The organism is Nocardia alni (assembly GCF_019038435.1).
Lineage (GTDB): Bacteria > Actinomycetota > Actinomycetes > Mycobacteriales > Mycobacteriaceae > Nocardia > Nocardia alni.
Genome location: NZ_JAGPOX010000016.1, coordinates 60,509 through 74,253, shown reverse-complemented (window position 1 = coordinate 74,253; position 13,745 = coordinate 60,509). Strand labels below are relative to the sequence as shown.

General features: G+C 69.3%; 5 protein-coding genes and 1 tRNA gene. 1 reads left to right on the top strand and 5 read right to left on the bottom strand.

The annotated features are described in order from the left end of the window. Positions 1–44: 44 nt before the first annotated feature. On the bottom strand, positions 45–467 hold the full coding sequence (acpS, locus tag JZ791_RS09120; RefSeq protein ID WP_216893766.1) for a holo-ACP synthase AcpS: 423 nt from the start codon (positions 465–467) through the stop codon (positions 45–47). 142 nt (positions 468–609) lie between these two features. Beyond that, positions 610–9,924, bottom strand: a complete 9,315-nt coding sequence (locus JZ791_RS09115) for a fatty acid synthase subunit beta domain-containing protein (protein ID WP_438804494.1) — start codon at positions 9,922–9,924, stop codon at positions 610–612. 389 nt (positions 9,925–10,313) lie between these two features. On the opposite strand from JZ791_RS09115, the gene JZ791_RS09110 reads away from it, so the two are divergent. Continuing rightward, positions 10,314–10,397, top strand: a tRNA-Leu gene (locus tag JZ791_RS09110). A 483-nt stretch (positions 10,398–10,880) separates the two neighbouring features. Here JZ791_RS09110 and JZ791_RS09105 read toward each other — a convergent pair. From JZ791_RS09105 to JZ791_RS09095, 3 genes are all read right to left on the bottom strand, one after another. Then, entirely contained in the window at positions 10,881–11,798 is a 918-nt protein-coding gene (locus JZ791_RS09105; RefSeq protein ID WP_308162856.1) for a LysR family transcriptional regulator, read from the bottom strand. Positions 11,799–11,828: 30 nt separating this feature from the next. Then, positions 11,829–12,572 (bottom strand): SDR family NAD(P)-dependent oxidoreductase, encoded by a 744-nt coding sequence (locus JZ791_RS09100; RefSeq protein WP_216893765.1) that lies wholly within the window; start codon positions 12,570–12,572, stop codon positions 11,829–11,831. Positions 12,573–12,796: 224 nt separating this feature from the next. Beyond that, positions 12,797–13,726: an alpha/beta fold hydrolase gene (locus tag JZ791_RS09095; RefSeq protein ID WP_254205419.1), complete on the bottom strand. Its 930-nt coding sequence runs from the start codon at positions 13,724–13,726 to the stop codon at positions 12,797–12,799. Positions 13,727–13,745: the final 19 nt, after the last annotated feature.

Here is a 13,745-nt window from a genome sequence, read left to right as displayed (position 1 = left end):
CAGGAAAAGGCGGACCCAGGCGCGCGCCAGGAACTCGAGACCGCTCAGTGCTCGAGGAGGTCGGCCAGTTCGCCCGGATCTTCGAGCACGACCATGGCGGCGGCGGTGTCACCATCGTGGGTCAGGGACAGGTGAACTCGGGCCCGGGGCAGGAATTCGGCGGCCAGACCGTGAAGTTTGATGCTGGGGCGGCCCCAAGCGTCGTTGACCACCTCGATGAGGGGATACGGGTTGTCACCGATCTGCGGGCTCCGCGCGAAGCGGGAGGTGGCCCACGCCTTGAGCACGGCCTCCTTGGCGGCCCAGCGCGCGGCGAAGCTTCGGGCAGGGTCGGTGCCCTTGCTCTGACAGTAGCGCCGCTCACCGGCGGTGAAACTCTCGCGCAGCATGGTGGTTCCAGCACGTTCGAGCTGTTCGGCGAATTCGGAGATGGTGACCAAATCCAGGCCGATACCCAGGATCGTCAAGGCGAACGAGCTCCTCGTCGTAGTTCAGGGGTGATGTGTCCGCAGCGTACCCGCACCGGCCGCGAACCCGGCGGTCCGTCCGCCTGATGAGATACACAGGCGGCGCCGCCCCAGGGATGGGGCGGCGCCGCACTGTGCGCGCCTACTCGGCGAGTTCGCCCGTGCTGCAAGCACCCTGGGCCAGGTACAGCCCATCGGCGCCCAAGCGGGCCTCGTTGGACAGCAGCACGTCGGCCTCGAGCTGACGGGACTTCGCGGCGGGCGTGCCGTCGCCGCCGAGGCGACGGTCGGCGGGCCGCTCGTACAGCGGGGCGCCGCCGCACATGGCCTCGACGAACCGCTGGCGTCCGTCCAGCTGACGCTGTTGCGCACGACGCTGGTAGTCCTCGCGACGCTCGGGGTCGAGCGCGGCGACGAACGCCTGCGGGTGCACGATCGCCAGCAGCCCGGACACGTGACCGAAGCCCAGCGAGGTCACCAGACCGGCCTTCAGCGCGAACTTCTCCCGCATGCGCAGCGGCTCGCGCGGCCACACCAGGTGCGGGTATTCGGCCATCTTCTCATCGACACAGTCCAGGCTGCGGTTCGGCGGGATGACTCCCTGCTCGAGCACCTGGCACAGGCCGATCATCTGGAAGGCCGCCGCGCCGCCCTTGGCGTGACCGGTCAGCGACTTCTGCGACACCACGAACAGTGGCGCGCCTTCCGAGCGCCCCAGCGCGCCCGCCAGCCGCTCGTGCAGTTCGGACTCGTTGGGATCGTTGGCCCCGGTGGAGGTGTCGTGCTTGGAGACCACCGCGACCTCGTCCGGAGTCACGCCCAGCCTGCGCAGCTCCCGCGCCAGACGCGATTCCGCGCCGCCGCGGCCCGCGCCGAGCGCACCCAGGCCGGGGGCCGGGATGGAGGTGTGCACACCGTCGGCGAAGGACTGCGCGAACGCGACCACACCGAGCACCGGCAGGCCCATCTCCGCCGCGACATCACCGCGGGCCAGCAGAACCGTTCCGCCGCCCTGGGATTCGACGAATCCGCCGCGACGCCGGTCGTTGGCACGGGAGAAGTAGCGATCGTTGATGCCCTTGGCGCTCATGACCGCCGAGTCCGCGGTGGCCGACATGTCACCGAAGCCCACGATGCCCTCGATGCCGAGATCGTCGAAACCACCGGCGACCACCAGTTCGGCCTTGCCGAGCCGGATCTTGTCCATGCCCTCCTCGACCGACACCGCCGCGGTCGCACACGCGGCGACCGGGTGGATCATCCCGCCGTAGGAGCCGACGTACGACTGCACCACGTGGGCCAGCGCGACGTTCGGCAGGGCCTCCTGCAGGATGTCGTTCGCCCTCGGCTCACCGAGCAGGTTGTCGATGTACAGCGACCGCATCGAGCTCATACCGCCCATGCCGGTGCCCTGGGTGTTGGCTACCAGCGACGGGTGCACCCAGCTCAGCAGCTCGGCGGGGCTGAAGCCCGAGGACAGGAACGCGTCCACCGTGCACACGATGTTCCACAGCGCGACCCGGTCGATCGAGGCGGCCATATCGGCGGAGATGCCCCACTTGGTGGGATCCCAGCCGGTGGGGATCTGCCCGCCGACCGTGCGCGACAGCTTCGCCTTGCGCGGCACGCGAATCTCGGTGCCCGCCTTGCGAATCACCTGCCAGTCGCCCGTGCCCTCGACCGGGGTGATGACCGTCTGCTCCGGGTTGGCGGAGTAGAAGGCGCGCGCCTCGGCCTCGCCGTTGACCACGAAGGTCAGATCCTTGTCCAGGAACACCGAGGTCAGCAGCGGGGCGGTGTTGTCGGCCATGGCGCCGTCGTCGCCGTAGCGACGGATGCCGCAGCGCTCGACGACGGTGTCGTGGTACCGCTCGGCGATCTCGGATTCGTCGACGTAGTCACCGGATTCGGCGTCGTACCAGCCCGCCTTGGGTTCGTTCTCCCAGACGATCAGGCCGGTGGTCCAGGCCAGTTCCAGCACGCCCGCGGCCGAGAGTTCCTCGGAGACTTCCATTTCGAAGCGGGTGCGCGCCGAACCGTAGGGTCCGAGCTCGCCCGCGCCGACGATGACGACCATATCGGCGAGATCGGCGGTGACCGAACCCCATTCGGGGGTGGGCAGTTTGGAGCTCAGGGTCGGCGGGGCGGGCAGAGCCGAAATGGTCCGTCCGTCAGCCCCTTCCGAGTCCTCCGCGGCTTCGGCCGCCTCCCGCGCCTGCTTGGCCAGTTCGGGCAGGTCCAGCTTGGCGCCGGCCAGTCCGCCGGTCAGGTCGATCTGCTGCGGTCCCTGCGCGGTGACCACGCGGGCCCGGCCGGTGCACCACTTGAGCAGCTCCGCGGCCATCTCCTCGGTGGACCAGGTGTGCACCCCGGCCTTCTCGACGGCCTCGACCAGAGGATCGTTGCCGCCCATGAGTCCGGTACCGCGGACCCAGCCGATCAGCGCGTGCACCAGGGTGACCCGCTGCGCCCAGGACTTCTCCGCGCGCCACTTGGCCACGACGGCATCCAGCGCGGCCTTGGACTCGCCGTACGCGCCGTCGCCGCCGAACATGCCGCGGTTGGGCGAACCCGGTAGCAGCACATGCAGTTTCGCGTCGACGTCATGGTCGGCCCCGATGGCGGACAGGCCGCCGATCAGCCGCTCGACCGACCACAGCAGGACCCGCATCTCCATTTCGGCGCGGGCGCCGGCGTCGGCGAGGTCACCGGCCACGCGGGGCGCGGCGAACGGCAGCAGCAGCGTCGGGGTCAACGCCTCCTTGACCAGAACCTTCGCACCGCCGGCGTTGTCGACCTGTTCGGTGCCGACCCAGTCGATCAACGCGTCCACATCCTGGTAGGACGCCATGTTCGCGGGCACCACCCACAGATTCGCGCCACTGCGGGCGTTCTCGCGGTAGAGCTTCTTGTAGAAACCCAGGCGCTCGTCGTCCAGGCGGGAGGTGGTCACGATGACCGTCGCGCCGCCGCCGAGCAGCCGCGCGGTGGCGGCCGAGGCGATGGAACCCCTGCTGGCGCCGGTGATCACGGCGATGTCCGAGGACCACTCGCCCGTCTCCGCGGTGCTGCGGGCGGCCTCGGCGATGCGCTCGTAGACTCCGGCCAGCACCGAGCGGGCCTCGCTCATCGCGCGCTGACGCCACCAGTCCGCCTGCGCGGCAACGGCTTCGCCGCCACCGAGGAATCCGAAGACCGGGCCGTCGCCGGATCCGGCGTCGTCGGCCAGCCACAGCCGGGCCAGATCCTCACGCGCGGTGGCCCACCGGTCGTCGATCAGCACGGCCTTCTTGGCGTCGAAGGCGGGTGCGACCAGCCGGGGCCAGTCCGAACCCAGCTCCGCGGCAACAAGATCCACCAGGGAGTCGTCGGCCGCCTCGGGTGCGGACACCTTCTCGGACAGGCCGAGCTGCTGCAATACGACCTTCGCCGCGGTGGCCAGCACGCCGTCCGGGCCGGTGATCTGCTCGGTGAACTCACCCAGCGCCGCGGCGTCGACAGTCGCACCGCCGCCGCCACCGGCCGACGGAATCGACACGGCGACCCCGCGACGTCCGGCGACCGCCTGCACGGCCGCGTCGATCGCCGCATCCACCGCGGCGCCGTCGGCCAGCACACCCGAGGACAGTCCGCCCAGGTCGCCGCCGCGCACGCTGGCGCCCTCGCGGGTGCCGAGGGAGACCTCGGCGGTGACGTGGTGGGCCCAGCCGTCGCCGAGCTGCCAGACCTTCTTCACGCGCTCGGCGATCGCGGCCGGACGCTTGCCGGACGGGCCGAACACCTTGCGCAGGTGATCGCTGATCGAGTCGGACAGCACCGAGCCGAACGGCTTGTAGGTGCGGGCCAGCCGCTCCACGGTGGCCGACAGGGCGCCCATATCCGCGTCCGCGGCACCGTCGATCGCGCCCAGCGACAGCTCCGAGCCGAGGTCGACCAGCAGCTGGTTGCGGCGCGAGGACACACCGTCGCACAGGCCCTCGATGGTGTCGACCGGGCCGATCTGATCCATCCGCAGCTTGGTCCACAGCGCGATCAGCACGCGGGTGGCGTCGGCGGCGGTGAAGCCGATGTCGTCCGGACGCGGGCCGCCCGCCGGGGCTGTGGGGGCGGCGGCCGGTGCAGCCGCGGGAGCCGCTGCGGCAGGGGCGGTTTCGACAACCACGTCCTCGGGCTCGTCCACCGGGGCGGGATCGGTGTCGGTGGAGTACACCGCACCGGACTCGCGCTCGATGTTCAGCACCTCGACCTTGGCCGAGGCGAACTGCGGCAGCTTCAGCGTGTTCGAGGCCAGGTTCGCCACGGTCGGCGTCGCGGCCAGACCGATCTCGACGAACCGCTCGACTCCGAGACCGCCCTGCTCGACATCGGTGAACAGCAGATCCTGCGTCTCGATCCAGCGGACCGGGGACGCGAACTGCCATGCGAGCAGCTCGATCAGCACCACCCGGCACAACTCCGACGGACGCGCCGCCCAGCTGTCCCAGTCGGCCAGCACCGCCGAAAGCGGTTCGGACGGAACCAGATCGGCGATCTCCTGAACGAAATCCCGTTCCAGCGAGAAGGGCTTGGGCACGAGGTTCGGAATGTAGCGGCCGGTCAGCACCTCCGGGTGCAGCTCGGTCGGCAGCAGTTCCTCGAGCTTGCCGCGGAACTCCGCGACACCCTTGCGCAGCACGGTGGAGTGGAACGGCACGTCGATGCCGGGCACCAGGATGAACGCGCGCTTACCGCCGAATTCCGCACGGCGACGCTCGATCTCGTCCTCGAGCTCCTCGAGACCCTTGACCGTGCCCGCGATGGCGTACTGCGCGCCGCGGAGGTTCAGGTTGACGACCTCGAGGAATTCTCCGACACGCTCGCCCACCGACTCGACCCAGGAGATGACCTCGGCGTCGGGCAGGCCGATCTGCGAGGGGCGGATCGCGGCCATCCGGTAGTCGCTGCGGCCCTTGGCATCCCGGGGCACCAGCTCGTGCATGGCCGAACCACGCTGGAAGACGACCTCGAGCACCGCCTCGAGCGGCAGCACACCGGCGACGGCGGCCAGGGCGTTGTACTCGCCGACCGAGTGTCCGGCCAGCATCGCGCCCTCGACGAAGGCGCCCGCCTCACGCAGCTCCTCGACCTGCGCTACACCGAGGACCGCCATGGCGACCTGGGTGAACTGGGTCAGGTGCAGCACACCCTGCGGGTGCCGGTACTCGACACCGCGAGCCTTGAGGAAGGTCGGGTTGTCTCGGACGACGGCCAGAATGGAGAAGCCCAGCGCCTCACGGGTGTGCTTGTCCGCCCGCTCCCAGACCTCCTTGGCGGCCTTCGAACGTGAACGGGCGTCCAGGCCCATCCCCTTGGCCTGAATGCCCTGTCCGGGGAAGGCGTACACGGTCCTCGGCGCGGCCAGGCGGCCCGTGCCGGTCATCACCAGATCGCCCTCGATACGGCACGACACCTCGACGATCTCGCTACCGGCGTCGACCGCGACCCGCTCCACCCGCACGTCGATCTGGGCGCCCGGGCGGACCATGCCCAGGAACCGGGTGGTCCAGGCGACGACAGTGCGTGGGGGCAGCGGGGATTCGGGATCCAGCGCCGAGACCGCGTGCTGCGCGGCGGCGGACAGCCACATACCGTGCACGATCGGGCTGCCCAGACCGGCCAGCTTCGCGGCGTTGACCGAGGTGTGGATGGGGTTGTGGTCGCCCGATACCTCGGCGAACGCGGCCATCGCGCGGGGCGCGGTCAGGGCCACGTCCCGGCGGCGACGGCGGGGGGTGTCGGTGGCCTGCTCGGACACGGTCCCGCCCGCACGCGGCGGATCGGACAGCTCGCCCGCGCCGTTGCGTCCGCGAATCGCGAAGCGCTCCACCAGATTCGCCACGACCGGAGTGTCGAGCCCGTGATCGCGCATCACACCGACGGACACTCGCACCTCGACCACGCGGCCGAGATCTGTGTCGACGACCGCGCCGGACTCGGCCCGGACGGCCAGGACCGCGTGCTCGTCCGGCAATTCGCCGGTCAGCTCGATGCGGTGATCCAGGTGGACCAAGTCGAGCATGCCTTCAATGACATGCTTGCCATTTTCGGTGCGGGTCGCGCCCAGCACCGCGAAAACCGCGGGCCAGCAGGCGCCGACGAGCACATCCGGCACGGTGCGGCCGATGGTACTCAACGACGTGGGCAGGCCCGAACCGGTCACGCCCGCGTGGTCCGCGATCATATCCGGGCTCCACGCCAGGTTCACATGGGCGACACCGGATTTCACCTCCGGCAGTTTCTGCCCGGCGGCGACGGCGAGCAGCGCCGACATGGCGGCCTCGGCATCATCCTCGGAGATCACCGGCGCGCCACCGTTGTACGCCGAGGCGGGCACGGTGATGCGGATGCGCACCGCGTTGGCGCCCGTCAGCGGAACGGTCAGCTCGACGTAGGCGTGATCGGTGTCCGGCCCGTCGATGGCGACCAGCGTGGCGCCGGTCGTCGCGTGGTGCGCACCCTTGCCGTCCACGGCCCACTCGCCCGGATCGCCCAAGCGGTGCACCGGGTTGAGGGTGCTGCGCCCGGCCCACTGCACATCCGGCGCGGCCAGCACGATATCGATGGCGCCCGCGGTGATCTCGGCGCGACGGCGGGCGTCCACGGCCAGCGGCGTCACCCCGCCACGCACCAGCGAGTACGCGGTGTCCTGCTCGAAACGGTCCAGCAGCTCACCGACCGGCTCGTCGACCCGGGTGATCCCGGCGACCGCGACGGTGCCCGGGATGATGCACACCTGATCGGCGCCGTAGCGCGAATCGTGCGCCTGCCACAGGGAATCCGAACGCCACCAGCGGCGCACGTCCTGATCCACCACGGGCACGAAGTTCACCGGCTTGCCCGGGGTCTTGCACAGCGCGACGAAGAACGGCACATCCGCGGGATGCAGCACGGCCTCGGCGACGGCCGGGTACTGCTGCTTCAGCGCGCAGATCGCCTGCACCGGAGTCTCGAACGCGTCGTCGCCGGCGAAAAGGGTGGGGATCTCGCCCCGGTCGGCCGGGTGCACGCGGGATTCGGTGCGCCGCACCATCTCCGCGAACCGGTCACGCCAGGTGATGTCCAGCCACACCGACCGGGTGGCGTCCGCGATGGCGTCGCCCAGATCGGTGCCGCAGTCGAAGTCCTTGCGGCGGTCCAGTCCGACGGCCAGCTCGACGTAGCGCTCCAGCCACTCGAGGTAGGTCATCGAGGCGATATCGCCGAAATACGGCTTGGCGGTGCGGTTCAGCGCCTCGATGATCTCCGCGCGACGCTCGGCGACCGCGTCGGCGTCGCCCGCGACGTCGTCCAGCAGACGACCGGTGCGCGAGGCGGCGTTGTCGATCTCGTGGATGTCCGCGCCCAGCTGGCTACGGCCCGAGGCCATTCCGCCGACCGCAGTGCCCGCGCCGACCCACTCCGGGTGTCCGGGGGTGTCCACCAGCAGCTGCTTCACCTCGGGGGCGGTGGTGGCCTCCAGGGTCGCCATCGCGGCCGTGCCGACCAGCACGCCGTCCAGCGGCATCGACGGGTATCCGTGCGCCGCCGACCATTCGCCGGTCAGGTATTCCGTCGCCCGCTCCGGGGTGCCGATACCGCCACCGACGCAGACGATCACGTTCGTCCGGTTGCGCAGCTCGGCGTAGGTGTCCAGCAGCAGATCGTCGAGGTCCTCCCACGAGTGGTGACCACCCGCGCGCCCGCCCTCGATGTGCATGATCACCGGGTAGTCCGGCACGGCGTCCGCGATCCGCAGCACCGCCCGGATCTGCGCCACCGTGCCCGGCTTGAACGCCACGTGCGAGATGCCGACCTCGGTCAGCTCCTCGATCAGCGCCACGGCCTCGTCCAGCTCGGGAATGCCCGCGGTGACGATCACGCCGTCGAACGGGGCGCCGGCCGCGCGTGCCTTCTGGACCAGGCGCTTACCGCCCAGCTGCAGCTTCCACAGGTACGGGTCCAGGAACAGCGAGTTGAACTGCACCTGACGACCCGGATGCAGCAGCGTCTTCAGCTCCGCCACCCGATCGGCGAAGATCTGCTCGGTCACCTGACCACCGCCGGCCAGCTCGGCCCAGTGGCCCGCGTTCGCCGCCGCCGCGACGATCTTCGCGTCCACCGTCGTCGGCGTCATACCCGCCAGCAGAATCGGCGAACGACCGGTCAACCGGGTGAACGCGGTCTCCACCACGATCCGCCCGTTCGGCAGCCGAATCGGCTTGGGCGCGAACGACGCCCACGCCGGGGCGACCTCGGGGGCCGCACCGGGGGTGAACAGCGCACGCTGCCCCGGCCGGGTCGCCACCGCGACGATGCCGACGCCCGTGCCGCGCAACGAACCCTGGGTGAGGCGGGTCAGCAGATCACCGGGGCCCAGGTCCAGAACCCACTGCGCCCCTTCGGATACCGCGCCCTCGACGATCGAGACCCAGTCGACCGGATCCACCAGGATCGCGCGGGCCAGCTCCGAGGCCTGCTCGACGTCCAGACCACACTGATTCGCCCATCCCGCGACCAGATCCACGGTCTCGGTCAGCGCGGGGTGATGGAAGCCGATCTCGACCTCGATGTCCTCGAACACCGGCGCGAACACCGCACCGCCGCGCTTCTTGGCCTCGCGGTCGCGAGTCTGCTCGGCGTTGATCTCCGCGCAGCGCCGGCGCACCCGGTCCAGCTGCGCCACGGTGCCCGACAGCACCACCCGGCGACGGCCGTTGCGGATCGACACCACGGCGGCCGCAGCCACATCCACACCCTGGGACAGCTCGGCCACGATCGCCTTGAGCTGTTCGGGATCGACGTTGGACACCGCCACCATCGGCGACTTCTCGCCCACCGGAACAAGTCCGCGGCGCCGGGCCACCAAAGTGGCCGCCGCACCGATCAACTGGGCCAGGGCCAGCAGCTCCGCGTCCTGGGCGCCGTGCGTCTGCGCGGCCCGGGCGGCGAGCAGGCCCTGGGAGTGGCCGATCACCGCGACCGGCGCGTGCGTGGCCGGATCCAAGCCCTGCAGTCGCAGCGCGCGCAGGGCGGCGGCCTGGGTCAGAAAGACGCCCGGCATGGAAATGGCGGCACTCCGCAGTACCTGCGGGGCCGGGGCCGCGGAGTCCTCGCCGGCATCCGGATCGGCCAGCTCGTCCTCCAGCATCCACCCGACCGGATCGAAGCCCATGGGCCGCACCACCAGCAACTGGGAGGCAACCGGCTCCAGCTTGGTCGCGGCCTCGTTCACCAGGTCGGTCAGCTCGGGTTCGAGCGCGCTGTCGCGCCCGATCTCCTCGAGTTCACCCAGCCACTGGGCCCCCTGGCCGCCGAAGGCGAGCGCATACGCCTGTCCAGCAAGCAGCCGGTCCACCAGCGACGACTTGATACCCGTATCCGGAACTCCCCCGGCCATCCTGGCGCTGGCTCCGGTCCCGGTGCTCTCGTTGATCGTCAAGAGTTCGACTTCCTACTCGCGGTGCTTGCCCCTCGTGGGGGCCGCACCTGGTGTGCACACAGCACTCCTCGGCCCTGAGGACTCAGTTCAACTCTGCCGAGGATGGCACAAAATCATGAGGAAAGCCTCACGTTTGCCTCGCCCCCGACCGCTACTGATGAGTTTTCATGTACGCACGTACAAGAACCCGAAGAAACATGACCCTCCCTCACGTTTGAACCCGCTGGTTGAGCCGGTTACACCCTTGTAGGAAAGTTGAGGGTCCCTCATATTGACTGTGATAGAATCGTTATAATGCCAGGTGGGGTTACCCGCCAGTACGAAACACCCATCCACCTCTTCGCTCCAGCCGTCAATCCCGGTAGAGTTTGGACGGCCGTACCAAGCACGCGCGAGTGGCGAAATAGGCAGACGCGCTGGATTTAGGTTCCAGTGTCCTAACGGACGTAGGGGTTCAAGTCCCCTCTCGCGCACAGATTCCCGGCGGATTTGCCGGGATTGCGTGCCGCGTGTTCGGGCGCACTCGAACACGCGGAGTGACCTGAGAAATGCGCACCCACCTGCGACAACTTCTGACAGATCCGCCAGGATCGGCGACCGGCAGCCTCGATGGACCGGACACCGGATGTGAACGGGGCCACGGCCAGCGATCCCCCACACGTTCCTCCGCAGGCGTCATTGGAACAGCCGATCCGTGGCTCACTCTCCCGTCCGACGGAACCGCCCCCTGTACCTGATGACGACATCCAGTACGGCGTATCGACACTCGGCGAGGCTGACAGAGTCCTCGACCCGTATCTGATGGCAACGCTCGATTGGGTCGAGTCGGCCTCGTCGTCAACCACCGCATGCTGCCGACCGGCCGCCGTAACCGGCAGACGGCTTCTCGTCCAGCCACCATCCGCGCTCGGCAAACTCCTCGCTGCGCGCCTGACACTGCGGGAGCAGTGACCCCATCACCGACTTTCCCTACCGGGCGTGTCGGTCTGCCGCTCCAGGGCAGCGACGAACCGGGCGAGGTCGCGGCGGTGGCTGTTGGCCGGCCACGCGGCCCAGGTGCGGCGAACGATGGGATTACCGATCAGTGGGAGTCGACGTAGTGTGGGCGGAACCGGATCGGGCCAATCGGGTGGGGCGAGGGCAAATGCCTTGCCGGAGGCCACCGTTGCGAGCTTCACCTCCGGGATCAGCGCTTGATCCTCGGGTGCGGCGGGCCCCAGGTCCAGACCGTGGCTGCGAAGAATGGCGGTAACCTCGTCGTACCAGGCGGGGCTTCCGGCGCGCGGAAACCCGACCCAGTCCATGCCGGCCAGGGTTTCCAGTCGAATCCCCTCGGCCCCACCATTTTCCGGGACCGCGTCGGCTGCCAGCAGTACGCCCAAACGTTCTTCGACGACCAGTGCGGCATCGAGGTCGTTGCCGATCGGGTGCTCACGCACCAAACCGATATCGAGTTCGTCTTGCACCAACGCGGTGAGCTGGGCCGCGGTGGACAGATGCCGCGCCTGGACCCGGGTCTGCGGATGGACCGCGGCGAGTTCGGCCAGCGGTCCACCCAGCAGATCGCGCGGCAGCTCCAGCGGAATGCCCAGCCGCAGCACGCTGCCCTTGGCCGGAGTGTGCGAGGCCACCGCCGCGAGCGCTTGGTCGTGGCGGGCGAGCACCGCACGAGCCTCGTTCAACAGGGTCATACCCGCGTCGGTGGCCTGCACTCCGGTATTACTACGCACCAGCAACTGCAGACCGAGCTGGCGCTCCAGGCCGCCGATGGTCTGCGACAGCGCGGGCTGGCTGATATGCAGCCGCCGCGCCGCCGCGGACAAACCACCTTCCTCGACCACCGCGACGAACGCGCGCATCTCGCGTAGCTCCACGCGTTCATCACAGCACGCCCGATGCCGCGATCAGACCGCGACGCGGCCACCGTCGACCGGCAGCACCACCCCGTGTACGAAGGTGGCCTGCTTGCCGGCCAGGAAGGCGATGGCCTCCGCGATCTCCTCCGGCGTTCCGGGTCGACCGGCTGGGGCCGCGGCGGCCAGCTGATCCAGACCCTCACCCATGCCCGCAGTGCCCTCGGTGCGGGTCGGACCGGGACTGACGGCGTTGACGCGAACACCGCGCGGCCCGTATTCGGCCGCCCACGCCTTGGTCAGCAGACCCACCGCCGCCTTGCTGGAGCCGTAGAGGCCCATTCCGGACATACCGAATTCGGCGACCATGGTGGTGATATTGACGATCGCGCCGTGCCCGCGCTCGGCCATCGCCGGGGCAAGTTCGGCAACCAGGAAATACGGAGCCTTCACATTGACGGCGAACACTGCATCGAAGTCCGCCTCGCTGGTCTGCTCCGTCGGACCGAACGGGAAGACCCCCGCGTTGTTGACCAGCACATCCACCTGACCGAACGCGGCAATCGTCGCACCGGCCAGGCTGCGCACCGATGCCGCATCGCTCAGCTCCGTCGGGATGAATATCCCTGTCGCACCCAGCTTTTCGATCTCCGCAACCACTCGCTTACCGCGCTCGGCATCACGCCCGGCGACCGCGACCCGGGCACCGCGTCGTGCCAATTCGAGGGCGGTCGCCCGCCCGATCCCGCTGGTCCCACCGGTCACCAACGCCGAGAGCCCGGACAATTCCGACATCGCTTCTCCTCAGTGTTCGCCGTCGGCACCGTGCCGACATCGCGATCGGTTCAATCCGAATTCCACTGCGACGCTTCCCGGTCGGCCATCGGCGTTACCTGTGGCAGCGATAAGCAAAACCTCGAATCGACGGCGTCGGAGCCTCACCATCAGGTGGGGTCTCAGGCCAGCGCAGCAGGCCGCCAGCCTCGGTGAGATGATCACGCTGCCCGCGCACCCTCGTTTCAGTACTGCGCGGTGAAGTCGTGGATGAGGGCGCCGGTGGGGCCTGGCTCCTCGATCATGGGCGTGTGACCGCAGTCGAGGGACACGATCCGGACGCTGGGGACTCGGCGGTAGTCCTGGTAGGACGTCGGCATCCAGCGCTTGTCCCGGGAGCCGTAGATCACCATGGTCGGCAGGTGCAGGGCCACGAGCCGGTCCGGTTCGGACTCGGCCCGCAGGTACGCGTCCGACGCGTTCGAGGTCTCGGTGAGACTGCGGTATGTCATGCCCCGGACGGCGGCGACGATCGGGGCGGGAATCGATACGTCGCGAGTGAAGGCGCTGCTCAGAAGGTACCGAATGGCGGCGTCCGGCAGCAGCGGCCACAGCGGTTGCCCGATCGCCGGGTTGAAGAATAGACCGCTGACAGGGCTGTTGTCGGTGTACGCGTCGAGCCGTGCGCCGGTATCGATCAGCTCGAGCGCCGACACCAGACCGCGGCGCTGTTCGGCCAGCGAGGTCGCCACATAACCGCCGGTGGAATGTCCGACGAGCACCGCGTGGCGCACGCCGAGCCCGTCGAGCACCTCGCCGACCACCCTCGCCTGATCGGCCATTCCGTAACAGCAATCAGGCTTGGCCGATTCGCCGTGTCCGAGCAGATCGATCCGCACCACGTAGCGGCCCCGCAGGGCCGGCATCACCTGATCCCACCATGTGGTCGATCCGCCCAGCCCGTGCAGCAGAACCACCGCGTCCGCGCTGGGTATTCCGCTCGCAACGACATGGATATCGCCGCCGGGAAGGTGCATCATGCGATCCGCGGATGCGGGCGGCGCGGCAGTCACGACCCCCGGAACGCTGCCCGCGAGCATCGCGGCCGACATCGCGGCGATCATCAGTGCGATCCGTCGCCGCCGACCCGTTGCCGTGGTGGTGATCTCATTCATAGGTCCTCCTTCGGTCCGT